We start from the raw sequence: 26471 nt of genomic DNA on the forward strand, positions 1-26471 counted from the left end.
TTTACTGCGCTGCGACCACTTCGACTTCCAGGAGCCAGGCGGAATCGAAGATGCCGGCAATCACGACCGTCATCGCCGGCGCGAGCGAACCGAGATAATCGTTGCGTATCTCGCGATTGGCGACGACGTGATGTCTGTCGGCAAGATAGGTCGTCACCTTGACGATGTCGGTTTTCGTCATGCCGGCTGCCTTGAGCTGTGCATCGACATTCAGCCAGACCTGGCGAGCCTGCGCCTCGAAACCGTCCGGCAGGAGATCATCCGAGTTCATCGGAATCTGGCCGCTGACGAAAAGCAGACGCTGAAAATTCTCAAGGCTGACCGCCTGCGAATAGCCGCCGCGCGGCTGCGGTGCGTTCATGGCGTTGATGTTGTCGCGCTTCATCTCAAAGGCTTTCCGCTACATCCTGAACAATCCAAAACAAGTCTGCTCTATCGGTGCGTTCAAGGCAGCCGAGAGCGAAAGCGCCAGCACGTCCCGACTTTTCCGCGGGTCGATCACGCCATCGTCCCAGAGGCGCGCCGATGCATAAAGCGGATGACTTTGCCGTTCGAAGAGATCGAGCACCGGTTGGCGGAAACGAGCCTCCTCCTCCTCGCTCCATGGCGTGCCCGCCCGCTTCAACGCGTCGCCGCGCACCGTCGAAAGCACGCCCGCCGCCTGCTCGCCGCCCATCACCGAGATGCGGCTGTTCGGCCAGGTCCAAAGAAAGCGCGGCGAAAAGGCACGACCGCACATGCCGTAGTTGCCGGCACCGAACGATCCGCCGACGAGCATGGTAATCTTCGGTACCTTCACCGTGGCCACCGCAGTCACCAATTTGGCGCCGTGCTTGGCGATGCCCTCGGTCTCGTATTTTCGGCCCACCATGAAACCGGTGATGTTCTGCAGGAAGACAAGCGGGATCCTGCGCTGCGCACAGAGCTCGACGAAATGCGTGCCCTTCAATGCCGATTCCGAGAACAGCACGCCATTATTGGCGACGATGCCGACCGGCACCCCATGAACATGCGCAAAGCCACAGACCAGAGTCGTACCGAAGCGTGCCTTGAACTCGTCGAAACGGGAGCCGTCGACGATGCGCGCGATCACTTCGCGAATTTCATAGGGCGTCCTGAGATCGGCGGGAACGATGCCGGTGATTTCCTCCGGATCGTAAAGCGGCGCCTCCGGAGTGCGAAGCTCCAGCGACCAGGGCTTCTCACGGTTCAGGGCCGAAACGGCGCGCCGGGCCAGCGCCAACGCATGCGCATCGTCGCGCGCCAGGTGATCGGCAACGCCGGAGAGCCGCGTGTGTACATCGGCGCCGCCGAGATCTTCGGCGGACACAACTTCGCCGGTCGCCGCACGCACCAGCGGAGGCCCTGCCAGAAAGATCGTGCCTTGCCGCTCGACGATGATCGCCTCGTCCGACATGGCCGGCACATAGGCGCCGCCTGCCGTGCACGACCCCATCACGACCGCGATCTGGGGAATGCCCGCCGCGGACATGTTTGCCTGATTGTAGAAGATGCGCCCGAAATGCTCGCGATCAGGAAAAACGTCGTCCTGGTTCGGCAGGTTAGCGCCGCCGGAATCGACGAGATAGACACAGGGAAGCCGGTTCTCGGCGGCGATCTCCTGAGCTCTCAGATGTTTCTTGACCGTTATCGGATAGTAAGTGCCGCCTTTGACGGTCGGGTCGTTGCAGACGATCATGCATTCGCGATCGGAAATCCGGCCGACGCCGGCGATCAATCCGGCGCCCGGCGCATCGCCGTTATACATGCCATGCGCGGCCGTGGCGCCGATCTCCAGAAAGGGCGTGCCCGGATCGATCAGCAAAGCGACCCGGTCTCGCGGCAGAAGCTTGCCCCGGCTCGCATGGCGCTCTCGCGCAGTCTCTCCACCGCCGTTGGCGGCGAGGCGCACCGCCTCCTCGATTGTCGAGATGGCATTCGCCATGGCAGCGCGGTTCGCCTTGAACACATCCGAGGACGGCGAGATGTGCGATCGCAATATCGTCATGAAGCCCCCAACCTTGCCCGCCTTGCGCGAACGGCTCGCCCGCGCCCTACACAGCTCCGCGCGCTGATCTTAGACACGCAGCAGTCGCCGTAGTCCTTTGAATTTCTGCATGAACCGGTTTCGGTTTAGACATTTTATGCAGTCGCTATTTCGTCTCGGCGAACAGCTCACGGCCGATCAGCATGCGGCGGATCTCGCTCGTGCCGGCGCCGATTTCGTAGAGCTTGGCATCGCGCAGGAGTCGGCCGGCCGGATAGTCATTGGTATAGCCGTTGCCGCCCAGCGCCTGGATCGCCTCCAGCGCCATCGCAGTCGCTTTTTCCGCCGCATAAAGAATGCAGCCGGCGGCATCCTTGCGCGCCGTCTCACCGCGATCGCAGGCGGCCGCCACCGCATAGACGTAGGCGCGCGCTGCATTCATGCTCACATACATGTCGGCAAGCTTTCCCTGCATCAATTGGAACTCGCCGATCGGCTGGCCGAACTGCTTGCGCTCATGGAGATAGGGGACGACGACATCGAGGCAAGCCGCCATGATGCCGAGCGGCCCGGCGGAAAGCACGACCCGCTCGTAGTCGAGACCGGACATCAACACGTTGACGCCTTCGCCAACGCTGCCGAGCACGTTCTCTTCCGGCACCTCGCAGTCCCTGAATATGAGTTCGCAGGTGTTCGAGCCGCGCATACCGAGCTTGTCGAGCTTCTGACCAGTCGAGAAGCCTGCAAAGCTTTTCTCGACAAGGAGGGCGGTAATGCCGCGCGGGCCGGCTCCGGGGTCGGTCTTCGCGTAGACCACAAGCACATCCGCGTCGGGACCATTGGTGATCCACATCTTGTTGCCGTTCAGAACGTAGCGGTCACCGCGCTTCTCCGCTCTGAGCTTCATGGAAACGACATCCGAGCCAGCGCCTGTTTCAGACATGGCCAGTGCGCCGACATGCTCGCCGGAAATCAATTTTGGCAGATATTTGGTCTTTTGTGCTGCGTTGCCGTTTCGGTTGATCTGGTTGACGCAGAGATTGGAATGGGCGCCATAGCTCAAGCCCACCGACGCAGAGGCGCGGCTGATCTCCTCCATCGCCACGCAATGAGCGAGATAGCTAAGGCCGGCGCCGCCGTATTCCTCATCTGCCGTAATCCCGAGCAGGCCGAGCGCTCCCATTTCCCGCCAAAGCTGCGTCGGAAAAGCGTTGTTGCGGTCAGCCTCGTCTGCCAGAGGCGCAATTCGCTCCGACGCAAAGCGGCGTACGCTGTCACGCAATGCATCGATTTCCTCGCCAAGCGCGAAGTTCAGTCCACTTTCAAACATAGTACCATTCTCCTCCCGACGCCTCTGTCCCGTGATCTCCTCATCATCGGGCAGCAACGCGCGACCTGCGGCCATGTTACCGCCGCAGCGCCTTAGTCGCGAACGATAACATCGCTGCCGGCTAATTTCCTTCCAAAGAGCCGATCGGCCAAGCACGATCTGCAAAGGCGGACGCTCGCATGCGGCAGAACAATGCTTCGGTCACGGCAGCAGGCGCAGGCCCATCCATCAGCGACTCGTCGCCGCGAAGAACGTTTCGATTCTTCTCTATAGCCGTCCGAGCCCGGTCAGAGCCTCGCGAACGGTATCTTCCAGCGGCTGGCCGACGTCTACCGCGACGGTGTTTTCCTCGCCTGTCGGATCTTCCAGTGTCGCAAGCTGCGTTTTGAGGAGAGAGGTCGGCATGAAATGGCCGGTGCGGTGCCGCATGCGTTCCGAAAGTAGAGCCTCGCTGCCATGAAGATAGACGATGGCAAGCCCGTTCGGAGCGCTTTCGCGAAGCTTCTGTCGATAGCTGCGCTTCAAAGCCGAGCAGGTAACAACGACCGGTCCGTCGCTCGACGACAGCCGCTCTCCGATTGCCGTCAGCCAAGGCCAACGATCGTCGTCGGTGAGCGGAATGCCCTCCGACATTTTCCTGATGTTTTCCGGCGGATGCAGCGCGTCGCCCTCGATGAAGGGGTAGCCATAGGCCCGTGCAATCCCCTCCCCGACCGACGATTTGCCGCTGCCGGAGACCCCCATGACGACGATCGATCCCGGAAACCGGCGTAGCGGATCGGATACTTCGGGCGTGCTCTTAATGATCATCGGCGCAGGCCTCGTTCGCTGAGGAAAAGACAAGAATGGAGCGTCTGGTGATAGCGTCCCGGCTGCCGGCGAGCAAGCGGCGTCGCACGCTACCTGAACCGTCGGCCCGGTGGAAACCTCATGCAGCGCCCCGCGGCCGGGCAATATCGTTGACCCCCTCGCCATCGGGCGCCTGACCGTAGCTCATCCGCCGCATCTGCGCGATGACGCGCTCCATCTCCTCGTCCGTCAGGACCGGCGGCTCCCCCAACGTCAGGGCCTGAACGTAGATGCGCGACAGCGTCTCGACCTCGATCGCAAGCCAGAGCGCCGATTCGAGCGTCTTGCCAAGCGATATTTGGCCGTGCTGACCAAGCAGGCAGGCGGTGCGGTCCTTGAGCGCGACGAGCGCATTGTCGGAAAGCGCCTGTGTGCCGAAGGTGGCATATTCGGCGCAGCGGATGGTCGTGCCGCCGGCAATGCCGGTCATGTAGTGGAAGCTCGGGATCGTCTTATGATGGCAGGCGAGCGTCGTTGCGTAAATCGAGTGGCAATGCAGCACGACGTTTATGTCTGTGCGCTCGCGCAATATGTCGCGATGGAAGCGCCATTCGGATGACGGCCGGCGACCGACATAGGTGCCGTCGAAGTCCATCTCGACCAGATCCTCCGGCTGCATCGTCTCGTACGCCATCGAGGAGGGAGTTATGAGAAACCCATCGCTGGTCCGTACGGACAGATTGCCGGCAGTACCCTGATTGATGCCGCTCGAATTCATCCGGCGGCAGATGTCCACCATTTCGCGCCTGAGCGCCAGCTTGTCGGTTGTTGCGGTCTCAGCCATGGAAGCTTCCTTTCGTGTTCTCGATATCGTCTCGGAGCCGCGGCGCAGCGCGGGCAAGTGACCACCAAGCGGCTGCATAGCGGGCAAGTTCGGTCTCGAGTGCGGCAAGCTCGATCGGCTCACTGAGGATGAGTGGCGCCGGCTGCCGGCGCGCTTCTTGCCTCGCAAGCAACGCCGCACCGGAAGCAACGCCATGCGTGTCGAGATTGAAGCGCACCCGGCGGCCAGGAAGGAGGGCTGCCACGACTGCCGCATAGAGAGGGTCTCGCAAGAAGCTTCCGTCGAGCACGACAAGGCGGTCATCGCCGAGCGCTTCCAGACACTCGACCGTCAGCAAGGCACAATAAAGAAGGGCGAGCGCCTTGCGTTCCATTGCCGTGTGGACGGGGGGTCCGAGGATGCGTCCTGCCCCTGCGCTTCCGGGAAAAAGGCCGTCATCGTCGCCGAACGATGGAAGTGCCATCGTTTGCTGCGCGATCAGGCGTTTCAATATCTCGACCGGCACGTCGTCCGCGGGCGGATCGATGCCGGCGATATGGGAAAATTCGCGTCCGCCCATCGTCAGAATGCCGCCGAGCGGATTGCCGAAAACGTCGCTGTTCAACGTCATGCCACGATGCTCGTCCAGGCGAGTGATCGGCGTGGATCCGGAAAAGCCGACAATCCAGGTCCCCGTCGAGATTACTGTGAAATCCTGCAGGCCCGCCGCATGGTAACGATAGTGATTGAGGCTGCTGTCATGGCCTCCGGTCAACACCCGCAATCCTTCCGGCAGCGAGAACCGGCGGACGAGTTCAGGGCGCATGGCCCCAAGCGGCTGCCAAGCCTTGGCAAAAGGCGGCATAAGCCGCTCCCATCCGAGGTGCGCTACAATTGGCGCCCAGCGACGTTCCGCAACGTTCCAAAGATGCGACTGGGCACCGAGAAAGCTCGTTTCCGACGCGGCGACACCGCAAAGGCGCCAGGCCCAATATTGCGGCAGGCCGAGATACCAACGTGCTTGCGAGAAAGCGCGCGGCTCCCGCTGCTGCATCCAGTAGAGCTGGCGGGCCTGGTGGGTAGCCGCGTGCATCGTGGCGCTGCCGCGATCGAGAAAAGAACCGGCAAGCGGTACATAACCGTCGCGGACAGCGGCGGGCAGCGGCTGCTCGTAGTCGATCATCGGGAGCACGGTACCGTCACCCGCATCAGGGTCGGCGCCCGTGAGAACGCCGCCGGAGCCGTGCCCGGCCGTCACGAAAGCGCCCAATGGATGACGGCGTGCGAGACCGGCTAACATCTCGAGAACCCACTCGCTCAAAGATTTGAGATTGTGGTGTCGCCAGGGTGGGCCCGGCAAAACCGGGTTCGGAACGCTCAGCGTCTCGACGACCGTGCCGCCTGCTTCGACTGCGCTGAGCTTAACGTTGGTCTTGCCGACGTCGAGCACGGCAACCGTCGCCGGTGCATTTCCATGATCGTTCGTCGCCGCATCCAATTTGCGTCACCTTGTTGAGCCATGCGACGGTCCAGCTTGCCGAACCGCCGCATGAGGGCGAGGTCTTGTCAGATCAGACGGTACTGCTTCGCCTTGTTGCGAAGGAACGGCAGCCCGTTGCCCATCACTTCCTCTTCGTCCTTGGCGACCGGGCGCCAGACGGCCAGGCCGTAGGCGACCTCCGGCGGCATGTTGATGAAGCTTTCCATGGCAAGCCCACCCTTAAAGCCGATCGCCGCAAGGGTTGCGAAGATCTCGTCCCAATCGCAGGTGCCGTAGCCCGGCGTGCCGCGGTCGCTCTCCGACAGATGGATGTATTTCAGATGCTCGCGGGCATCGAGAATGCCGTTGCCGACGCCCTTTTCCTCAATGTTCATGTGATAGGTGTCGAGATGCACGAAGATGTTGTCGGCGCCGACCCGTTCGATCATCTGCACGGCCTGCCGGCCGGTGTTGATCAGGTGGTTCTCATAGCGATTGACCGCCTCGACACCGAGCTCGATGCCACGCGTTTTCGCGTGCTTGGCCGCCGCCGTCAGCACCCGGGCGATATTGTCGTATTCCTCCTCGGTCGGGGGAACGCCGGTCCGCTCGCCGATACCGCCATAGATGACGCCGGAAAGGGCTTCGCCGCCGAGATCGGCCGTCTTGTCGATGGCAACCTTCAAGTGATCAATCGCCGCATCGGGACGCACGGATGCCCAGGCGCGCTCGGGCAGGCCGAGCGAGCAGAGGGCACGCAGGCCATGTTTCTCAAGCAGCGCGCGGGTGTGGTCTGTATCGACGGCCGGCGGGTTCAGCATCGGGATTTCGATGAAATCCACCTTGTACTTGACCGCGGCGGCAACCGCCCGCTCCGCCCCCGGACGGTCCCAATTCATTGTCCACATGCTCGTATGGACGCCAAAACCCTGCATGGTCATGATCCTCTTCTGACAATGGAAATCTTGATCTTGGAAGCGACCCAACGGAGGATCATCACGGTGACGAGCAGGATACCCCAGACGGCGGTCGCGAGATGCTGGTTGGCTCCGATGAGATTGAGCCCGGACGAAAGAAGCTGCAGCACCACCAGTGCTACGAAGACCGGGATGACCCGGCCAAAGCCGCCGAACGGGTTGACGCCGCCGAGGAAGCAGGCAAGTACGGTGATCAGCAGGTAGGATTCGCCATGGCCGATGCGCACGGAATTGAACCGCGCCAGCATGATGATGCCGGCAATGGCGCACATGATGCCTGAGAGCGTATAGACAAGCACGATTGCCTTGCGTGTGTTGATACCGGAATAGCGGGTCGCTTCGAGATTGGAGCCGATCATATAGGTGTTGAAGCCGAGCTTGGTTCGGCCGAGGAGCACGTGCCAGGCCAGCACACAGACGATGAAGACGATCAGCGGCACGGGAATGCCGGCGATCGAGCCGTGGCCGATCGGCCCCACGAAGGCGGGGAAACCGGAAATATCGCCGCCGCGCGTCAGGAATTCGCCGAGCCCGCGCAGGAATATCATCATCGAAAGCGAGACGAGGATCGGATGGGCGCGGGTATAGGCGATCACCAGTCCCATTACGACGCCACTTGCGGCCCCGACCAGCAACGCCAGAAGGCAGCCGACGACGAAGATGCCGATGCCGGCATCAACGCCGCCATTCGCCTTCAGGACCCAGGCCACCGTCAAGCCGGCGATATTGGCCGTGAAGGTGATGGCGAGATTGAGCCCGCCGGTGAGGATCGGCAGCAGCATGGCGAGCGTCAGCAGCCCGAGTTCCGGGAGCTGGAAGGCGACGGAACCGAAGGTCGCAGCGCTCAGGAACTGCGGCGATGCAATGCCGAAGACGAGGACGACGGCAGCGAAGGCGAGACTGGGCCCGGCCATTTCCGGTCCGAAAGCGGCTCTGACGCGGTCGACGAGAGCTGTCATCGTCCCGCTCCCTTCGGACCGACAAAGGGCAGCAGGCGCTCTATGCGGGTATTGGAAAGCGTGATGGCGACCAGGATGATGGCACCGATGATCATCTTGAAAGCGAAGGGCGAGACGCCCATCAGGTTCAAGCCGTTCTGGGTGATCGAGATCAGCAGCACGCCAAGAACGCAGCCGAGGACCGACCCCTTGCCGCCGCCGAGGCGCGCGCCCCCCAAGACGACGGCGGCGAGCACGTCCAGTTCGCGGCCATAGAGCGCGTTCGGCACCACCTCCTGGGCGTAATGCGCCTGGATGAGCCCGGCGATGCCGGCCATCAAGCCGAGCCAGCCGAAGGCGATGAATTGCATGGCGCCGATGTTGATGCCGAACCGACGTGCGCCTTCCGGATTGTCGCCGAAGGCATAGAGCTGCCGCCCGGTCGTTGTGCGGGTGATCAGAGTCCAGGTCGCAATAACGCAGAGAATCATCACGAGAACCGGCAATGTGATTTCGATCCAGCTTCCGTTTGCCATTTCATGTTCGAAGAGCACGACGCGGTCGGTCAGCCAGTCCGGCAGATCGTAGATCGACACACCCCTGGTGAAGAACATCAGCAGGCCGAAGTAGATATTGAAGGTGGAGATCGTCGCGACGATCGAGATGATGCGAAACCGATGAATCAGGAAGGCGTTGATGCAGCCGAGGAGGACGCCGAGCGAGCCGGCAATCAGCAGCCCGGAGACCCAGCCCCCGCCGCCGATCCAGCCGAGCGCAATCGCCGTTCCGTACTGGACGACGGAAGCGGCGACGGCAAAGGAGATGTCGATGCCGCCTGCGATCAGCACCACTAGCAGGCCGACGGCGAAGATGATGTTGACCGCACTGATATTCAGGAGATCGAAGGCGTTGCCGAGCGAGAAAAAATTCGCCGTAGTGAGAGACAGCACGATGCTGATGAGGGCGATGACCGCAAACAGTGAGACTTCGGTGGCGTGGGTGCGGATGAAGCTACGCATAGACGGCCGCCTCGATGTCTTGCAGGCTTACCCGCCGCGGATCGTAGCTGCCGACGATGCGACCCTGCTTCATATGCAGAACCCGGTCTGCGTTGAAATAGACCTCCGGCACCTCGTCGGAGATCAGGATGATCGCGAGCCCGCTCTCGGCGAGCCGCGCGACGATATCGAAGATGCCGGCGCGCGCCCCAACGTCGACGCCGACGGTGGGAGCGTCGAGAATGAGGAGCTTCGGATCGGTGGCGAGCCATTTCGCGATCGCGACCCGCTGCTGGTTACCGCCCGACAGGGTCAATAGCGCATCCGACTGCCGGCCGATCTTGATGCCGAGATCGGCGATCCAACGGGAAACGAGGCCGCGCTTGCGATCATCGGAAATGAGCCCACTGGAGAGAATCTTCCGGAGTGAGGCGATGACGAGGTTATCCGCAATCGACTGCGGCTGAATGAGCCCGAGCGACAGCCGGTCCTCCGAGAGGTAGGCGACGCCGGCCTTGATTGCGTCCCGATTCGAGGCGAACCGCACCGTCCGCCCCTCTAGCCGAATTGTGCCCGAAGCGGGCTTCAGCATGCCGAAGAGGGAAAGCGCAAGTTCGGTGCGACCCGCCCCGAGGAGCCCGGTAATGCCAAGTGTTTCGCCACGCCTGACGGCAAGCGAAATATCCTCGAACTGGCCCGGACGTGTCAGTCCTTGAACCTCGAGCACCGTCGGCTGGTCGTCCTTCGAGCGCGCGCGGACATGCTGGTCGAAAGTCTTGCCCGTCATCAGTTCGGTGATGCGCGATTGCGTCATGCCGGCGGCCGGATAAACCCCGACCAGCGCGCCGTCGCGCAGAACCGTAATGCGGCTTGAGATCTCCAGAACCTCAGCCAGGCGGTGACTGACGAAGACGACCGCGACGCCGGAGGCGGAAAGATTGCGGACGATATCGAGCAGATGGTCGGTTTCCGATTGGGTGAGCGATGCGGTCGGCTCATCCATGAAGACGAGCTTCGCCTCGCCGACCAGTGCCCGCGCGATCGCCACGATCTGCCGCTGGGCAATGGCGTATTCCTTAAGCGGCAGGTCGACATCTAGGCTGACGCCCAGGCGCTGCAGCGCCTCGATCGCGATCTGGCGCATGCGGCCGTAGTCGACGAGACGCGGACCTCGGCCGAGAACCGTCTGGAAGGCGATGTTTTCAGCAACGCTCATTTCCGGGAAAAGCGCGAGATCCTGCCAGATGACCTGGATGCCTCGGTCCTGAGCGGTGACCGGCGACATATGCGAATAGATCTCGCCATCATATTCGATGACGGCGCCGTCCGCGGGGCGATAGACGCCGGTGATCACCTTGATCAGCGTGCTCTTGCCGCTGCCATTTTCACCGGCGAGACAATGCACCTCGCCGGGGCGCACATCGAAACTCACATTCTTCAGCGCCTTGACGCCGCCGAAGGTCATATTGATATCGCGCAAGGACAGTAGCGGCTTTTCGCCGGCCGTCGCGCTCGTTACCTGATGCATGAACCCTGCGCCTGTCGAACTTCGTTTCTTAAGACTTACCAGGCCGGCCGGAGCCGGCCCAGCAGCCGGGAGAATCCTTCGATGGGAGCGGGAGGGAAACACGTGTTGGTTTCCCTCTGCGTCCTGATCACCCGACCTCAGAGGCCCATGGCCGCGAGATCGGCGACCGTATCCTTGTTGATCGGCACGAGTTGGTCGACGATAATATTGCGGTTTTCGAAATCAGGATGGATTACGCCGAGACCTTCGATCTCCTCGCCGTCCTTGATTTCCTCGCCCTTCATGAGCTTGTCGGCAAGCGTCACGAATACTTCGCCCGCCTGTTTCGGATTCCACATGAAACCGCCGGAAATCGCGTCGGATTTCACGAGCTTCTGGCCCTGTCCGGGCGAGAAGGGGCCGAGGACAAAGATTTCACCCACCTTACGGCGTTCTTCGATGGCGCGGCCGGCGCCGATCGGACCCTGGCTGCCGAAAGCCAGGAAACCTTTGAGGTTCGGATGGGCTGAAATCAGGTCGAGGGCGGTCGAGCGGCTCTCGTCGACGTCTTCGGCAACGCCGTAGCGATCGCCGACGAGCGTCATCTCGGGATAGTTTTTCTTGATATAGGCAATCGCGGCATCGGCCCAGGCATTGTGCAGCGGCACGGTCAGCGATCCCACAAAGACGGCATATTCACCCTTGCCGCCCATTTTCTCCGCCAGCAGCTTCCCATGCGCTTCGCCGAAGCCCGTGGAAGAGGCCAATTCGAAATCCCAATCGGCGCCCTTCTGCCCAGGAGATTCATGCGTGATGACGATGATGCCCCTCTCCTTGGCCTTCGTCAGAACCGGCTCCAGCACCTTGGCATCGTTCGGCACCACGCCAATGACCTTCACGCCCTGAGCAATCAGGTCCTCGATAGCGCGGACCTGCAATGCCGGATCGGCACTCGTCGGCCCGACCATGAAGGCATCAACGCCGAGCTCTTGACCGCGCTCTTTGATGCCGGCTTCCATGGCATTGAACCATGGAATGCCACCGATCTTCACGACGATACCGACCTTGGCGGCCTCCTGGGCCGCAACGGAAAAGGCACCAGCAAGCGAAAGCGACGTCGCCAGGGCGGCGACGAGAAGTTTTCTGAACATGTTGCTCCTCCACAGGTTCCCGAAGGGAACTCTCCCGGGCGCTTGAGCGCCCGCCTCCGGTTCAATCCCGACCAACGGAAGACGAAATTCCGTCTCCCGAACTGCCGCCTCCTCAGACGACCCAAAGACTTGCACAATCGGTGTTTCTTTGTTGCACAATCGATGGTGCAACGACTATCCTGCAGACTTAATCTTTCGTCAAGCGGAAATCGGCTCTAAGACATTCGGGGAGGCTGGCATGGCGAACGGCAGCAAAAAAAAGGCGACGATCTATGATCTTTCAGTGCTTTCGGGGAGTTCGCCGTCGACGGTGAGCGCGGTGCTGAACGGCACCTGGCGCAAGCGGCGTATCAAGGAGAGCACCGCGGAACTCATTCGCAACCTCGCCGAAACCAACCAGTATACGGCCAATCGCCAGGCACAGGGGTTGCGCAGTTCCCGTTCCGGGCTCGTCGGTCTCTTGCTGCCCGTGCATGACAACCGCTATTTTTCCTCGCTCGCCCAGACTTTCGAGGCGCATGTGCGAAGCAAGGGCCAATGCCCGATCGTCGTCAGCGCTAGCCGCGACCCGCAAGAAGAGCGCAAGACGGCCGAAACACTGATCTCCTATTCCATCGACGAGTTGTTCGTCTGCGGCGCCACCGACCCGGACGGCGTCCACGAGGTCTGCGACGCCGCAGGGTTGAAGCATATCAACATCGACCTGCCCGGCACAAAGGTCCCATCCGTCATCAGCGACAATTTCGAGGGCGGGCGGCTTTTAACCGAAGCCATCATCCGCCATTTCCCCGCCGACAGGCCGCTCGGGCCAGATGACCTTTACCTGTTCGGCGGCCGGGACGATCACGCCAGCCGCGAGCGCATCCGGGGCTTTCGCGCCGTGAAAAAGGAACTGCTCGGCGGAGATCCGGACGAATGCATTCAGCCGACCGGCTACGCACCGGACAACGCGCGAAAAGCCTTCGAAGCCTTCTATTCACGGCACGGCAGGCTGCCGCGCGGGCTCTTTGTCAATTCTTCGATCAACTTCGAGGGATTGCTGCGCTTTATGGCGGGGCATCCTCATGAGAACTTCGCCGACCTCGTCGTCGGCTGTTACGACTACGACCCCTTCGCTTCCTTTCTGCCCTTCCCGGTCATCATGATCCGCCAGGACGTCGAGGGCATGATCACCAAAGCCTTCGAGATCATCGAAGAAGCGCGGCCGTCGCCGCAGATCCATCTCATCCAACCGGAACTCGTCCCGCCGAGGACCGCGCTGACCGGTCCGCTCGACGCACTGAAGGATATCTAGAGCGTTTCATGTTTTGACGGAAGCGTAGCCTGCGTTGGCCAGATAGTTTGAGCATTCGTGTGGTTCGATTGTCTGGACGAGCGCTCCGATGTGTCGCCAGGCGTCTTCGACGGTTCGCTTCTGGGCCTGCCGCATCCAGTGCTTGATCTTGGAGAAAGCCTGCTCGATCGGATTGAGATCCGGCGAATAGGGCGGCAGGAACCAGAGCCGTGCACCGGCCGCCTTTATGATCTGCCGGATAGCTGCCGATTTGTGGCTGCCGAGATTGTCGATGATGACGATATCGCCGGGTTTGAGCGCGGGCACGAGCTGTTGCTCGACATAGGCGCGGAAACACTGGCCGTTGATCGGTCCGTCGAAGACACAGGGAGCAGTCAGCCGATCGCTGCGCAAGGCACCGAGGAAGGTCAGCGTCCGCCAGTGGCCGTGCGGAGCAAAGGCACGCAGGCGCTTGCCCTTTGGTCCCCAGCCTCGAAGCGGTGTCATGTTGGTCTTGATCCAGGTCTCGTCGATAAAGACCAGCCGCTCAGGATCGAGATTGCGCTGAAAGGTCTTCCATCGCTCCCGCCTGCGAGCGATGTCGGCGCGGGCTTGCTCAAGGGCGAACAGGGTTTTTTTTGAAGCGCAGTCCCTCGCGCCGGATGAATTCCCAGATCGTATTGTGGGAGACCGTGACGCCGCGTCTTGCCAGTTCATCCTTCAAGCCATGCAGCGTCAGATGCGGGTTCTGATTGAGCCGCTCGGCAATGAAAGCGCGATGCGGTTCCAGAATACGCTTGCGATGCCCGCCCATCTTGCCCGGTGCGCCAGAACCGGTCGCACGATAGCGCTGCGACCATTTCACCACGGACGAGACGGCAACTCCGAAGCGCGCCGCCACCACACGGCTGGTCTCGCCGCTCAAAACCGCTGCCAAAACGCGGTCGCGAAGGTCGTTCGATAAGGGTCGCGTCATCCAATGCTGGCCTCCTTCCAGCCAGCATCTTGATGATGTGGACGCCCCCGCACCGGCTGCGGCTATGATGCCGACCTGTCATCCGAAGCAGCAAGAGGAGCATTCACGATGAAGATCACGATCATGGGATTGGACCTGGCCAAGAGCGTGTTTCAGGCGCATGGCATCGACGAGACAGGCAACACCGTGCTCGTGAAGCGGTTGCATCGGAAGCAGATGCTGCCCTTCTTCTCAAAGCTACCATCATGCCTGATCGGGATGGAGGCGTGCGGAACAGCGCATCATTGGGCTCGCACGCTCGCGGCGATGGGGCACGAGGTCCGGCTCATCCCGCCGTCCTATGTGAAGGCCTATGTCAAGCGTGGCAAGAGCGACGCGCTGGATGCCGAAGCAATCTGCGAAGCCGTGCAGCGCCCGACGATGCGGTTCGTGCCTGTGAAGACGGTGGAGCAGCAGGGCATTCTCATGACCCACCGCGCGCGAGCGCTGCTCGTTCGCCAGCGCACCATGGTCGCAAATGCGCTGCGGGCGCATTTGGCAGAATTCGGCCTTGTCGCCAATCCCGGCATTGCCAATCTGGCCAAGCTGGCGCAGCAAGCGCTGTCCGATGAGGACGGCCTACCTTCTTATGCACGCACTTCGCTGGATATTCTGATCCGGCAGATCATGGTGTTTACCGATGAGATTGCGGTGCTGGATCAGCAACTTCACGCTTGGCATGTCGACAGCGAAGCCAGTCGTAGGCTCGCAGCGATCCCCGGCCTCGGCGTAGTCACGGCCACGGCTGTTGCTGCCACCGTCACCGATCCCGATCAATTCCGTTCAGGTCGGCAATTTGCCGCTTGGCTCGGCCTGACGCCGCAACAGCATTCGACAGGGGGCAAAACCCAGCTCGGTGGCATCTCCAAGCAAGGAGACCGATATTTGCGCCGATTGCTGGTTGTCGGTGCTACCGCCGTCATCCGTCACACGAAGGACAAGGCAACACCCATGGCGAATTGGATCAGAAAGCTCTTGGAGAAAAAGCCGTTCAGGCTCGTCTCCGTCGCGCTCGCCAACAAGCTCGCGCGGATCGCATGGGTCGTACTGACCCGAAAGGAAGCTTATAGGGCTCATGAGCTGACGGCCTGAGTTCGATCCCAGACAACCCGAATTGGTAACGGCAGTCGATGATGTGTAACGATCGAGCCAATGGTGAGGCCAACCCGTCTGATTCAATGCGCTTCAAAAGCGCGCCAGCTTGATCAGGGACCTCACCGGCGGATTTCCATCAGGGCCAGCGGTCAAACTCTACGCCGCACAAACAGGCCGGACATATGAAAGCAACCGATCAAACCATCCCCGACAAAAGGCCCTTGCCATAGGGGCGTCCACATATGAATCACAACAACGACGATTCGGGAATCGGCAACGATTCAATCAAACACGGAAACGCTCTAGCGGGATGAGGAAAAATGTGCGCGGTTTTCCGCCCGCATCCCGTGCTAACTTATTAGAATCGATCACGTTCATGATTTTAGGTCGATCCGACCTAAAATCATCGTGGTCTAGGGCCGCGTACTCATTAATTGCGAAGCAGCGGCTGACAAGCAAGGCAAAGCCCTGCCTGCCAATCACTGTCAGGTCGCATTCAGCTCGGCGGCATTTTCTCGAATTTCGGCAGGGCCGGATCAAGATGATCCCAGGCGTTCGCGGCGGCGTGCCAGGTAACGAATTGCGGCTGGTACCGGCTCGGATCATCGAGGCTGCCAGCGCGCACGGCGACAATGTCGGGCATGGCCGGAAACGTAATAAACACCGGCGACCCGCAGGTGGCGCAGAAGGCGCAGCTTTTGACCGTTCCGCCATCGCCGACCACTTCCCAGGTCTTCGGTTCGCCCTCGACCTTCCGGGCCGCGTCAGAGAAGGTCAGGTACGATGCGTGGCCGGCGCCGGTTTGATGCTGGCATTGGCGGCACTGACAGTCGACCATCACCACCGGTTCGGCCGAGATTTCATAGCGGATCGCGCCGCAGGCGCATCCGCCGGTATAGGGCTTGCTCATGTTTCCTCCCTTAAATGCTGTTGGAACGCGGACATGTCAGTCCTTCTCGCCGGCGGCGGCGCCGATGTTTTTGACGACCTTCTTCCAGCCTTCGCTCATATTCTTGAAAGCGGTGTCGTTTCTGGGCAGCACGAAGCCGGAATGAACAAGGCGAAGGCGCGTGCCGTTTTCAACCTTGGAGAGAATCCATGTGACGACGGTGTCCAGTCGTGAGCCGTATCCGACATTTCCCTCGTGTCCGCCTTTCCAGGCATAGGCGAAGCGTTCGTTCGGTTTCACCTCGAGTACTTGGCAGTGAATGATACCGTCCCATGCTCCGGCCGGCGTGGTCTGAAATGTGAAGCGCTTGCCCTCCACCGGCTCGAACCCTGTCGGCGGCATCAGCCAGCGGTCGATCAGTTCCCCGGTTGTCAGCGTTTTCCATATCGTCTCCGGCGAATGCGGGAGGACCTCGTCGACCACGATGTCTTGCGTGTCGGACTTCAATGCGGCGTCGTTCATGGATCGATCTCCTTCAGGAGGGTTCTAAGGTTGGCGAAGCGCTCGCGCCAGAAGACGCCGTAGTGGCTCATCCAATCGACCAGCGGCTCGAGGCCCTCGGGTTGGGCGCGATAGTAAACATTCCGGCCCTCGGGACGCTCGACGACCAGGCCGGCCTGCTTCAATGACTTGAGGTGTTGGGAGATGGCGCCCTGCGTGACCCCACTCCCCCGCGTCAGCTCGACCACTGTAATCTCGTCCGACCTGACGATCCGCTCGAACACGGCTCTCCGAGTGGGATCCGCAAGCGCGCGCATGACAGTGGTGATGTCGTTGGCTTCATTCATACCAAAATCATTAGTGTATACTCATCAATTAGTCAATACTATTTTGATTGATGCGACTCCGATGCTTCAATTGCTGATTTTAAGCGCCAATTTCGTGTCTGTGGCGGGACATTTAGCTCACGGCAGCCAATTACGCGACGCATGATTCCTCTGTACTTTCCAGATCACTCCACGTATTTTTCTCTCATGGACGCAGTCGACAGAAAAATCGTCGGCATTCTCGCCATCGATGCCCGCTCTTCGCTGACGGACATCGGCGCAACGGTCGATCTCTCGCCGTCGGCGGTCAACGAACGCATCCGCCGTCTCGTGGCGAATGGCATAATCCGCCGCTTTACGCTCGACGTCGATCACCGGGCCCTCGGCCTCGACGTTCTCGCCTTCGTGTGGATCGCGCTTGCCGTCGACGCCGATGAGACCGAATTCCGCGATTTCATGGCCGCCCATCCGGCCGTTGCGGAGTGCCATCACGTGACCGGCGGATGGTCCTATTGCGCCAAGATCCGCATGCCGACGCTTGGCGACATCGAACCGTTTCTCGCGGAATTGAAGGCGCGCCGCTATCTCGCCCGCAGCGAAACGGTGATCGCGCTCTCCACGGTTGCCGACAAGCTTTTACAGGTCCCTTAAGCGAGACAGACAAGGCGAAATAGATCATGTCCCTACTGCTTTTCGGAAAAGGCCTCTTGCTCGGGCTTGCGATAGCAGCGCCGCTCGGACCGATCGGCACGCTCTGCATCAGCCGCACGCTTGAGCGCGGCTTTTTGGCCGGCGTCGCTGGCGGCCTCGGCACTGCACTCGCCGACGCGACCTACGCCCTGCTGGCCGCCGCCGGTTTCGCAGCTTTCGCGACGGTTCTGTCGGCGATATCGACCCCGCTCAGCTTGGCAGGCGGCCTGTTCATGCTCTGGCTCGGCTGGTGCGGATTGTCGCCGAGGCCGGTCGCAACGGCGGCCGAGCTCGGCGCGCGTGATCTCGTTCACACGACGGCGGCGACCTTTCTGCTGACGATCACGAGCCCTACGACGATCCTGTCTTTCGCCGCCATTTTCGCAGGTCTAGGTCTCGCGGCTTTCGGCGATGGAACGAATGTCGCCATCCTTGTCGGCGGCGTCTTTGTCGGTTCGCTTGCCTGGTGGCTTTTCCTGACCGGCGGTGTGACACTCGCGAAAGCCAGGCTTCCCGCAAGCTTCGCCACATGGACATCGCGCATCTCCGGCCTGGTGCTGATCGGCTTCGGTCTTGCGGCGCTCACGTCGGCGATAGTCAGTCTGATCGTGGCGTGATCGCCGATTCACCAGCATTCTTGGGAGTAGACCCCTAAAATTGCTGCATTGCAGCAATCTCCGGCAAGCGCTAGCCTCCGTGACCTCTGAAAGGCGGCACCCTCGCGCTTGCGGCTGGAATCGCCTTCGCCCCCAAAAGGATACCGGATGCTTGTCTCCCCCTCTCCCCGATCGAACGATCTCGAAACGATCGCCCGCAGCGGCGGGCGGCTACGCCGCATGATGGCACGGGTGCCTACCTATTGGGCCGACGTCCGCGAGAACCCGGCATGGCTGCCAATGTTCCTACTCGCCCGCACCATGCCGTTTCGCGGGGCCCATTGGCTGACGGCCAAGCAGGTATCCCTGCCACAGAACACGACGCCTTCCATGTTCGAGGGCCTCCAGGCAGAAACGGTGGTCGAGGCCTTGCGCATGGACGGTCTTTTCTCGGGGCTGGTACTGCCATCGGAAATCCAGGAGGGGATTGCACTTTTTGCGAATGAGACGCCATGCTTCGCCAACTTCGATCGGCGACTGGAATTCCGCGCCGCCGATCACGCGGCAGCCGAGACGCGTTTCGGCCGCGCCATTCTCAGCGGCCATCACTTCGATAGAGTCTTGAGCTGCGACGCCGCCATGGCCGTGCAACGCGACCCGCTGCTTCTCGACGTGGCAAAGCGGTATCTCGGCGGGCAGGCTCAATTGATCACGACACGGATCTGGTGGACCTTTCCGACGAAGTCTGCTTCCGATGCCGATATCAGCCTCGCCTCGTTCAAATATCACTTCGATCTCGACGACTGGCGTATGCTGAAGTTCTTCTTCTATCTCTGCGACGTCGATGAAAATGCCGGTCCTCACGTCTATGTGCGGGGGAGCCATCGCCGCCGTTCGCTGAAGCACCAGCTGACATTGCTTGTCGGCCATCCGGCCAGCGAGGTTCTAGGCTTCTACGGCGAAGACAAAGCGATCACTCTGACAGGCAAGGCCGGTCTTGGCTTTGTCGAGGATCCTTTCGGCTTCCATATGGGAACGGTTGCGAAAGAGACACCCAGGCTGATGATGGAAGTCGGCTTTGGCGTATCGAAGCCCTCGCGGCGCCGCTTCCACGGAGAACCGGTCGTGCGCTGAAAGCGATCAACGCCCAATCCGGTCGCGGTGAGCGGACGGAGGCCGGCACCCGCATAAAAGTGCATCCAGTCGGCAGAATCTGACGCGCACTGATTGCATCACGTCATTTATTCGAGCAGACTTATATGCATGAGGTTGCTCGAATTCGCGAGGAGAATCGCAGATGAACAAGAAGGATCCTAACCCGATCGATGCCTTCGTCGGTTCGCGTGTACGAATGCGCAGACTGATGGTCGGGTTAAGCCAGGAAAAGCTGGCCGATGGCCTGGGCATCACCTTTCAGCAGGTGCAGAAATACGAAAAAGGCACGAATCGCATCGGCGCGAGCCGGCTACAGGCGATTGCCGATATCCTGGGGGTCCATCCGAGCTTTTTCTTTCAGCAGGATGAAAACAAGCCTCTGTCGCGCGACGCGGGCGACGTCCACGAGTCGCAGGAAATTTCGTCTTTCGTTGCCTCGAAGGAGGGCATCGCCCTCAACAGGGCTTTCCTGAAGATTGCGGACCCGGTCTTGCGGAAGAAGATCATCTCACTTGTCGCAGCTATGGCGCATGCTCCGGAGACAGAGCAGACCAGTATCCCTTCCGGTGCCCGCCGCGCCGAGCCTCTGCACGGCTAGCAAGGGAATTGCTTTGTTGCGAGCGATGACCGCTTGAGTCGCGTGGCGCTGCGCGTCTTCAATGACGTGGAGGCCATTGCAAGCAGTGCACTCACACGCGCACTGGAGGCTCCATGAAGGTCGTGTTCGTCGGTCCGACCATCCCCGATGCCGTGCAGATGGCCGGCGAGCCTTTCGTGATCCGTCCGCCTGCCATGCAAGGCGACATTCTTCGCGCCGTGCGCGGCGGTGCAACGGCGATCGGCCTCATCGACGGCAATTTCGAATATGCCGCGCCCGTCTGGCACAAGGAGATACTCTTCGCCTTGTCGGAGGGTGCAGAGGTCTTTGGCGCAGCCAGCATGGGCGCCTTGCGCGCGGCTGAATGCGCGGCCTTCGGAATGATCGGGGTGGGCGAGATATATCGCCAATACGCCGCAGGCGAGATCGTGGATGATTCGGACGTGGCGCTGCTCCATGCGCCGAAGGAGCTCAGGTACGCGCCGCTGACCATTCCCCTCGTCAATGTTCGGGCGACGCTTCTTGGTCTTACCCGACAACTGTCTCTCGCTGCCACCGATGCCGAGCGGATAGAGCAATCGGCCACTGCACTTTTTTACAAGGAGCGCACATGGCCGGCGATCGTTGCTTGCGCGCGGCTTGCAAGGGACTGCGACAAGGCGGCGTTAACGGCAAAGCTGCGCGCGCAATATGTCGATCAGAAGCGTGCGGACGCGCTTGAACTTCTCGACGCGCTGCGCGGCCGGCCTTGCCAAAGACGGGCTCCAAACCGAGAATGGGAGTTCCATTCGACCAGCCTTTGGAAAACGTTGCTTGGTCAGCGCGAGGCGTCCGGCTAAGAGCAAGACGGGCAGCTAATGGGTCCTGCGGCCTGCCTCACTCTCAATGGCGGGCCTGCAGTAAGTGCCTCAAATGCAGGCAGAGTGACGAAACGAGGATATTTTAGGCAACCGTATTGCGAAACTTGCTGCACTGCATCATGATACGCCATGACCTACCGGGACCTCACCATCCTTGTGATTGACGAAAACGCCATCCGCGCCTCGATTATCGAGGAAGGTTTGCGTGAAGCCGGGCATGGCAAGGTCACGGTCATTCATGAAGTGCAGGGGGTCGCCCGGATCATCGAGACCCTTCGGCCGGACGTGATCGTCATCGATATCGAAAATCCCAACCGGGACATGATGGAGCACCTGTTCCAACTGACGCGAACCGTCGGCCGGCCGATCGCCATGTTCGTCGATCGCTCGGATACGGCGTCCATCGAGGCCGCCGTCGAGGCCGGCGTCTCCGCCTACATCGTCGACGGGCTCAAGAAAGAGCGCGTCAAGCCGATCCTCGACATGGCCGTCAGCCGCTTCAATGCCTTCAGCCGATTGCAGCGTGAACTCGCCGACGCGAAGTCCGCACTCGAAGAACGCAAGCTCGTCGAACGCGCCAAGGGCATTCTCATGAAAATGCGTGGGCTCTCCGAAGAGGAGGCATTCACGCTGCTGCGCCAGACCGCGATGAACGAGAAGAAGAAGATATCGGAGATCGCACAAAGCGTGGTGACCGCCGCCGGATTGCTGATTCGATGAACGACGCGCGCCGCCTTTGCCGGGCAGCACGTCGGGAGACACCGGAGTGAACATATTGACGGATATCGACAGGTTCAAAAGCAAGAAGCTCTCCGCTGGCGAGGCTCAGCCCGGGACGGTAAGTCTCGGTCATGAGGGTGCGCGCACGGTGCGCGCCGGCTTCATTCCGCTCGTCGATGCGGCCGTGTTGATCGCGGCCGCGGAATTCGGCTTCGCGCAGAGAGAGGGCATCGCGCTCCATCTCGTGAAGGACGTCTCCTGGGCGAACGTCCGCGACCGTCTTGCCTTTCGCCAGTTCGACATCGCGCACATGCTCTCGCCGATGCCCGTCGCCGCGATGCTCGGCCTCGGCTCCAATCCGTCGCCAACGATCACTCCCTTTTCGCTTGGGCGCGGCGGCAATGCGATCACCTTGTCAACCCGGCTCTACGGTCAGATGCAAAACGAGGGCGAGTTGACGGGGAGAGAGGGCGCGCTTGCGAATGCGAGGGCCTTGGCGGCGGTCATTCGCCGCGCGCAGGCAGCCGGCAAACCGCGCCTGACGCTCGGCGTTACCTACCCCTTCTCGTCGCATAACTATGAATTTCGCTACTGGCTCGCCGCCGGCGGCATCGATCCGGACCGCGACGTCAAGCTGGTGGTCGTGCCGCCGCCGATGACTTCCGATGCGTTGGCGGCCGGAGCCATCGACGGCTTCTGCGTCGGCGCCCCTTGGAACATGGTCGCCTCGGAGCGAGGCGTCGGCCGCATCGTCGCGACCAAGCAGGACATATGGCCATCCGCACCGGAAAAAGTGATCGGCATGCGGCCCGAATGGGCGGAGAACAACCCGGAAACCGTATCGCGGCTGATCGTTGCTCTGGACCGCGCTGCCCGCTGGTGCGACGCGCCGGAAAATCGCAACGCGCTCGCGGAGCTTCTCGCAGAACCGCGCTATGTGGCGGCACCCGTCGACATTATCCGCAGGGTTCTCGCGGGCGAATTCACCGTTGATCCCCACGGCAATCAGCGGATCATCGAGAACTATTTTGTCTTTCACTCCGGCTTCGCCAACTTCCCGCGTCCTAGCCAAGCACTCTGGACCTACAGTCAAATGGTACGCTGGGGACAGGCGTCTCTGTCTGCGTCGGGAATGGAGGCATGCATCTCCGCTTATCGTCCTGATCTCTATCGTCAGGCACTCGGGGCGGATGCAGCCGCGGCGGAGGCGGACATCGGCCCGCAAGGCACAGCAGCCGGCGACCACTTCCTGGACGGCCACATCTTCGATCCGAAGCGGATGGAGGAATATATCGAGGCGTTCCCGGTCAAAGCGACAGGCCGCCCCCCGCTGTCGCTCGAAGATATCTGACGGTGACCTCGTGCTGCTTGTTTAAGCAGCATGAAAGAGACGCTAAATACCGCAGCGCACAATTATTCATCACACATCGGCAGTGGTTATTTATAAGGCACAATCGCGATATTGCGCTTTATCCTTTTTAGTTCAAATGCATAGTCAAGACGTTTCAAAACTGGCACGCCGCTTGCTTTTCTAAAATTGCTTCGGTCAACGGCGATTGAAGCGAGCTCAAGCGCCATAGAAGCGCTTGCCGAAGACACCGACGTCGCAAGGTCTTTGCCTCCACGGGATTCCTCCCAATCCCGGAGCGCGATTTCCGAGCGGCGTTTTTTTGTGTCCGGCTTCACCGGCCACCAGCAGAGGGAACCTGCGCATGACCAAGATTTCGACCGGCCTCACCCGCCGCAGCCTGCTGAAGACGACCGCGACGGCCGCGATGGTCGGAGCAATGAAAACGGCATTTCCATCGGGAGCCTTCGCCCAGACCGCCGGCCCGGAGACGGCAAAGGCCGTTCTCGGCTTCATCGCGCTCACCGATTCCGCCCCGCTGATCATCGCCAAGGAAAAGGGGTTCTTCGACAAATACGGCATGACCGAAGTCGACGTTGTGAAGCAGGCCTCCTGGGGCACGACCCGTGACAACCTGGTGCTGGGCTCGGCCGGCGCCGGCATCGACGGCGCCCACATCCTGACGCCGATGCCCTATCTCATCTCCACCGGCAAGGTGACGCAGAACAATCAGCCGCTGCCGATGGTCATCCTTGCCCGCCTCAATCTCGATGCCCAGGCGATCTCGGTAGGCTCCGCATATGCCGATCTGAAAGTGGGCCTCGACGCCTCCGTCTTGAAGGAAACCTTTGCCAAGAAAAAGGCCGAAGGCGCCGCTGCAAAGGTGGCAATGACGTTCCCCGGCGGCACGCATGATCTCTGGATCCGCTACTGGCTTGCGGCCGGCGGCATCGACCCGGACAGCGACGTCGAAACCATTGTCGTCCCGCCGCCGCAGATGGTCGCCAACATGAAGGTCGGTACCATGGACTGTTTCTGCGTCGGGGAGCCGTGGAACGAGCAGCTCGTCAACCAAAAGATCGGCTACACCGCCGTCAACACCGCCGAGATCTGGGCCAAGCATCCGGAAAAATCCTTCGCGATGCGCGCCGACTGGGTGGAAAAGAACCCGCGCGCAGCAAAGGCGCTCATGATGGCCGTACAGGAAGCCGCGCAATGGTGCGACGACATGGCCAACAAGGACGAATTGGCAAAGCTCGTTGGCAAGCGCAGCTGGTTCAACGTGCCCGCCAAAGACATCGTCGATCGGCTCAAGGGCGAATACGACTACGGCAACGGCAAGGTCGTAGAGAACAGCCCGCATTTCATGAAATTCTGGCGCGACCACGCCTCCTATCCCTTCCAGAACCACGACGCGTGGTTCCTGACCGAGAACATCCGCTGGGGCAAGTTCGCGCCGGATACGGACATCAAGGGGCTGATAGCCAAGGTGAACCGCGAGGACATCTGGCGTGAGGCCGCAAAGGAGCTCGGCGTCTCCGACGTTCCGACCTCCACCTCGCGCGGCCCCGAGACCTTCTTCGATGGCAAGGTCTTCGATGCCGCCAACCCGGAAGCATATCTGAAGAGCCTCGCCATCAGCCGCATCGCCTGACGCTTGTTACGGCAGCCGGCGGCTCGCCCGGCTGCCGTTCGACCCGAACCCTAGGAGAACGGCATGTCCGTCACCAATCTCAAGCTCAAACCGCAGACGACGCACCAGCCATCGGCGCACGTCATCGCCCTCACGCGCACAGTGAGGCCGAGCATCGATGGCCGCTTGTCGCGCCTTTTCTCCACGGCAGCCGCGAACCTCCTCCCGCTTCTCGTCACGTTGAGCCTTTTCCTTCTCGCCTGGCAGCTCATCTGTTCGTCGCCGGAGTCGAGCCTGCCGGCGCCAACGCGCGTCCTTGAGGAAAGCTGGGAACTGATCGTGCATCCCTTCTATATCGGCCAGGGGGTTGACCAAGGTCTGTTCTGGCACGTCTTTGCCAGCCTGCAGCGCGTGGCCCTCGGTTACGCCATGGCTGCGGTGGTCGGCATCGCCCTCGGTGTGCTGGTCGGTCAAAGCGCGCTGGCGATGCGCGGCCTCGATCCGATCTTCCAGGTGCTTCGCACGGTGCCGCCGCTCGCTTGGCTGCCGCTCTCGCTCGCAGCCTTCCAGGACGGCAATCCTTCGGCGATCTTCGTCATCTTCATCACGGCGATCTGGCCGATCATCATCAACACCGCGGTTGGTATCCGCAACATTCCGCAGGACTACCAGAACGTCGCCAAGGTGCTGCGGCTGAACGGCTTCGAGTATTTCGGCAAGATCATGCTGCCGGCTGCCGCGCCGTACATCTTCACCGGCCTGCGGATCGGGATCGGCCTCTCGTGGCTCGCGATCGTTGCCGCCGAAATGCTGATTGGCGGCGTTGGAATCGGCTTCTTCATCTGGGATGCGTGGAACTCGTCGCTGATCAGCGACATCATCGTGGCGCTGATCTATGTCGGCATTGTCGGCTTTCTCCTCGACCGCGTCATCGCACTCATCGGCCGCGCCATCACCCGCGGCACGGCAAACGCTTGAAGAGGGAAGCCCCATGACCAAGAGCTATCTTTCGCTTGAACTCCTGGACAAGAGCTTCGAACGCGGCGGCACGCGCACCGAGGTTCTCAAACAGATCTCCCTTACAGTCGACAAGGGCCAATTCATCTCGATCATCGGCCACTCCGGCTGCGGCAAGTCGACACTCCTCAACATCGTCGCCGGCCTGACGCAGGCGACGACCGGTGTCGTCCTACTCGACGGCAAAGTGGTCGACGAGCCGGGGCCGGACCGCGCGGTCGTCTTCCAGAACCACTCGCTGCTGCCGTGGCTGACGGTCTACGAGAACGTCCGGCTGGCCGTGGACAAGGTGTTTTCGAGGATCCGCAACAAGCAGGAGCGTCATGACTGGACGATGCGCAATCTCGAGCTCGTCCAGATGGCGCATGCGGCGGACAAGCGCCCCTCCGAAATCTCCGGCGGCATGAAGCAGCGCGTCGGCATTGCCCGGGCGCTCGCCATGGAACCGAAAGTGCTCCTGCTCGACGAGCCCTTCGGCGCGCTCGATGCGCTCACGCGCGCCCATCTGCAGGACCAGGTCATGCAGATCCACGCCACGCTTGGCAACACGGTGCTGATGATCACGCACGATGTTGACGAGGCCGTCCTTCTCTCCGACCGGATCGTCATGATGACCAACGGCCCATCCGCCCGGATCGGAGAAATCCTCGATGTGCCGCTTGTACGCCCGCGGCGGCGCATCGAGCTCGCTTCCGACCGAACCTACCTGAAATGCCGCGAGGCGGTGCTCAAGTTCCTCTACGAGCGCCACCGCTTCGTCGAAGCTGCGGAGTGA

The 26471-nt window shown here is 61.2% G+C and carries 28 protein-coding genes; 12 read left to right on the plus strand and 16 right to left on the minus strand.

The window, feature by feature from the left end:
- Window position 1: 1 nt before the first annotated feature.
- The 11 genes from PYH37_RS05455 to PYH37_RS05505 form a co-directional block, all read right to left on the minus strand.
- Window positions 2–385 (minus strand): RidA family protein, encoded by a 384-nt coding sequence (locus tag PYH37_RS05455; protein ID WP_280732404.1) that lies wholly within the window; start codon window positions 383–385, stop codon window positions 2–4.
- A 15-nt stretch (window positions 386–400) separates the two neighbouring features.
- Entirely contained in the window at window positions 401–2008 is a 1608-nt protein-coding gene (locus PYH37_RS05460; protein ID WP_280732405.1) for a carboxyl transferase domain-containing protein, read from the minus strand.
- A gap of 145 nt (window positions 2009–2153) precedes the next feature.
- The gene (locus PYH37_RS05465; protein ID WP_280732406.1) at window positions 2154–3317 is read right to left on the minus strand and encodes an isovaleryl-CoA dehydrogenase; all 1164 of its coding nucleotides are present in this window, start codon (window positions 3315–3317) and stop codon (window positions 2154–2156) included.
- A 267-nt stretch (window positions 3318–3584) separates the two neighbouring features.
- On the minus strand, window positions 3585–4127 hold the full coding sequence (locus PYH37_RS05470) for a gluconokinase (protein ID WP_280732407.1): 543 nt from the start codon (window positions 4125–4127) through the stop codon (window positions 3585–3587).
- A gap of 118 nt (window positions 4128–4245) precedes the next feature.
- Entirely contained in the window at window positions 4246–4950 is a 705-nt protein-coding gene (locus PYH37_RS05475; protein ID WP_280732408.1) for a class II aldolase/adducin family protein, read from the minus strand.
- Entirely contained in the window at window positions 4943–6427 is a 1485-nt protein-coding gene (locus tag PYH37_RS05480) for an FGGY family carbohydrate kinase (RefSeq protein ID WP_280732409.1), read from the minus strand. The genes PYH37_RS05475 and PYH37_RS05480 overlap by 8 nt, the downstream gene beginning before the upstream one ends.
- Window positions 6428–6495: 68 nt before the next feature.
- Window positions 6496–7344, minus strand: coding sequence for a sugar phosphate isomerase/epimerase family protein (locus tag PYH37_RS05485; RefSeq protein WP_280732538.1), 849 nt, complete (start codon window positions 7342–7344; stop codon window positions 6496–6498).
- Window positions 7345–7346: 2 nt separating this feature from the next.
- Window positions 7347–8345 carry an ABC transporter permease gene (locus PYH37_RS05490; RefSeq protein WP_280732410.1) on the minus strand — a complete coding sequence of 333 codons (999 nt, stop codon included), beginning with the start codon at window positions 8343–8345 and terminating at the stop codon, window positions 7347–7349.
- Window positions 8342–9343, minus strand: coding sequence for an ABC transporter permease (locus PYH37_RS05495; protein ID WP_280732411.1), 1002 nt, complete (start codon window positions 9341–9343; stop codon window positions 8342–8344). Before PYH37_RS05495 ends, PYH37_RS05490 begins: the two co-directional genes overlap by 4 nt.
- The gene (locus tag PYH37_RS05500) at window positions 9336–10850 is read right to left on the minus strand and encodes a sugar ABC transporter ATP-binding protein (protein ID WP_280732412.1); all 1515 of its coding nucleotides are present in this window, start codon (window positions 10848–10850) and stop codon (window positions 9336–9338) included. The genes PYH37_RS05495 and PYH37_RS05500 overlap by 8 nt, the downstream gene beginning before the upstream one ends.
- A gap of 137 nt (window positions 10851–10987) precedes the next feature.
- The gene (locus tag PYH37_RS05505; protein WP_280732413.1) at window positions 10988–11980 is read right to left on the minus strand and encodes an autoinducer 2 ABC transporter substrate-binding protein; all 993 of its coding nucleotides are present in this window, start codon (window positions 11978–11980) and stop codon (window positions 10988–10990) included.
- Between the two features lie 238 nt (window positions 11981–12218).
- On the opposite strand from PYH37_RS05505, the gene PYH37_RS05510 reads away from it, so the two are divergent.
- The gene (locus PYH37_RS05510) at window positions 12219–13274 is read left to right on the plus strand and encodes a LacI family DNA-binding transcriptional regulator (RefSeq protein ID WP_280736687.1); all 1056 of its coding nucleotides are present in this window, start codon (window positions 12219–12221) and stop codon (window positions 13272–13274) included.
- Between the two features lie 6 nt (window positions 13275–13280).
- On the opposite strand, the gene PYH37_RS05515 is transcribed toward PYH37_RS05510, so the two are convergent.
- A protein-coding gene (locus PYH37_RS05515; protein ID WP_280730451.1) for an IS630 family transposase occupies window positions 13281–14229 on the minus strand; the annotation gives its coding sequence in 2 pieces (ribosomal slippage) (window positions 13281–13892 and window positions 13894–14229; 948 coding nt in all).
- Between the two features lie 108 nt (window positions 14230–14337).
- Here PYH37_RS05515 and PYH37_RS05520 point away from each other — a divergent pair.
- Entirely contained in the window at window positions 14338–15360 is a 1023-nt protein-coding gene (locus PYH37_RS05520; RefSeq protein WP_252746836.1) for an IS110 family RNA-guided transposase, read from the plus strand.
- 499 nt (window positions 15361–15859) lie between these two features.
- Here the strand turns inward: PYH37_RS05520 and PYH37_RS05525 are convergent, their stop codons facing one another.
- Genes PYH37_RS05525 through PYH37_RS05535 form a run of 3 tightly spaced genes read right to left on the minus strand, consistent with a single transcriptional unit; the run spans window position 15860 to window position 17100 of the window.
- Window positions 15860–16273 (minus strand): GFA family protein, encoded by a 414-nt coding sequence (locus PYH37_RS05525; protein WP_280730452.1) that lies wholly within the window; start codon window positions 16271–16273, stop codon window positions 15860–15862.
- A gap of 36 nt (window positions 16274–16309) precedes the next feature.
- The gene (locus PYH37_RS05530) at window positions 16310–16774 is read right to left on the minus strand and encodes an SRPBCC family protein (protein WP_280730453.1); all 465 of its coding nucleotides are present in this window, start codon (window positions 16772–16774) and stop codon (window positions 16310–16312) included.
- Window positions 16771–17100, minus strand: a complete 330-nt coding sequence (locus PYH37_RS05535; protein ID WP_280730454.1) for an ArsR/SmtB family transcription factor — start codon at window positions 17098–17100, stop codon at window positions 16771–16773. The genes PYH37_RS05530 and PYH37_RS05535 overlap by 4 nt, the downstream gene beginning before the upstream one ends.
- 186 nt (window positions 17101–17286) lie before the next feature.
- On the opposite strand from PYH37_RS05535, the gene PYH37_RS05540 reads away from it, so the two are divergent.
- The 7 genes from PYH37_RS05540 to PYH37_RS05570 all read left to right on the plus strand — a co-directional run bounded on the left by PYH37_RS05540 (window position 17287) and on the right by PYH37_RS05570 (window position 23049).
- Window positions 17287–17730: an Lrp/AsnC family transcriptional regulator gene (locus tag PYH37_RS05540; RefSeq protein ID WP_280730455.1), complete on the plus strand. Its 444-nt coding sequence runs from the start codon at window positions 17287–17289 to the stop codon at window positions 17728–17730.
- 26 nt (window positions 17731–17756) lie between these two features.
- On the plus strand, window positions 17757–18386 hold the full coding sequence (locus PYH37_RS05545; RefSeq protein WP_280730456.1) for a LysE family translocator: 630 nt from the start codon (window positions 17757–17759) through the stop codon (window positions 18384–18386).
- Window positions 18387–18533: 147 nt separating this feature from the next.
- On the plus strand, window positions 18534–19499 hold the full coding sequence (locus PYH37_RS05550; protein ID WP_280730457.1) for a phytanoyl-CoA dioxygenase family protein: 966 nt from the start codon (window positions 18534–18536) through the stop codon (window positions 19497–19499).
- Between the two features lie 163 nt (window positions 19500–19662).
- Window positions 19663–20118: a helix-turn-helix domain-containing protein gene (locus PYH37_RS05555; RefSeq protein ID WP_280730458.1), complete on the plus strand. Its 456-nt coding sequence runs from the start codon at window positions 19663–19665 to the stop codon at window positions 20116–20118.
- 113 nt (window positions 20119–20231) lie between these two features.
- A complete protein-coding gene (locus PYH37_RS05560) occupies window positions 20232–20957 on the plus strand; it encodes a TfuA-like protein (protein ID WP_280730459.1) in 726 nt (241 codons plus the stop codon).
- Window positions 20958–21107: 150 nt separating this feature from the next.
- Window positions 21108–21698 carry an ANTAR domain-containing response regulator gene (locus PYH37_RS05565; protein ID WP_280730460.1) on the plus strand — a complete coding sequence of 197 codons (591 nt, stop codon included), beginning with the start codon at window positions 21108–21110 and terminating at the stop codon, window positions 21696–21698.
- 46 nt (window positions 21699–21744) lie between these two features.
- Entirely contained in the window at window positions 21745–23049 is a 1305-nt protein-coding gene (locus PYH37_RS05570) for a CmpA/NrtA family ABC transporter substrate-binding protein (RefSeq protein WP_280730461.1), read from the plus strand.
- An 86-nt stretch (window positions 23050–23135) separates the two neighbouring features.
- Here PYH37_RS05570 and PYH37_RS05575 read toward each other — a convergent pair whose 3' ends face one another.
- Entirely contained in the window at window positions 23136–23384 is a 249-nt protein-coding gene (locus PYH37_RS05575; RefSeq protein ID WP_280730462.1) for a hypothetical protein, read from the minus strand.
- A gap of 26 nt (window positions 23385–23410) precedes the next feature.
- On the opposite strand from PYH37_RS05575, the gene PYH37_RS05580 reads away from it, so the two are divergent.
- The 3 genes from PYH37_RS05580 (at window position 23411) to PYH37_RS05590 (ending at window position 26471) form a co-directional block, all read left to right on the plus strand.
- Window positions 23411–24700 carry a CmpA/NrtA family ABC transporter substrate-binding protein gene (locus PYH37_RS05580; protein ID WP_280730463.1) on the plus strand — a complete coding sequence of 430 codons (1290 nt, stop codon included), beginning with the start codon at window positions 23411–23413 and terminating at the stop codon, window positions 24698–24700.
- A 63-nt stretch (window positions 24701–24763) separates the two neighbouring features.
- The gene (gene ntrB / locus PYH37_RS05585) at window positions 24764–25657 is read left to right on the plus strand and encodes a nitrate ABC transporter permease (RefSeq protein ID WP_280730464.1); all 894 of its coding nucleotides are present in this window, start codon (window positions 24764–24766) and stop codon (window positions 25655–25657) included.
- A gap of 13 nt (window positions 25658–25670) precedes the next feature.
- Window positions 25671–26471, plus strand: a complete 801-nt coding sequence (locus PYH37_RS05590) for an ABC transporter ATP-binding protein (protein ID WP_280730465.1) — start codon at window positions 25671–25673, stop codon at window positions 26469–26471.

Origin of the sequence: Sinorhizobium numidicum (assembly GCF_029892045.1) — a bacterium.
Lineage (GTDB): Bacteria > Pseudomonadota > Alphaproteobacteria > Rhizobiales > Rhizobiaceae > Sinorhizobium > Sinorhizobium numidicum.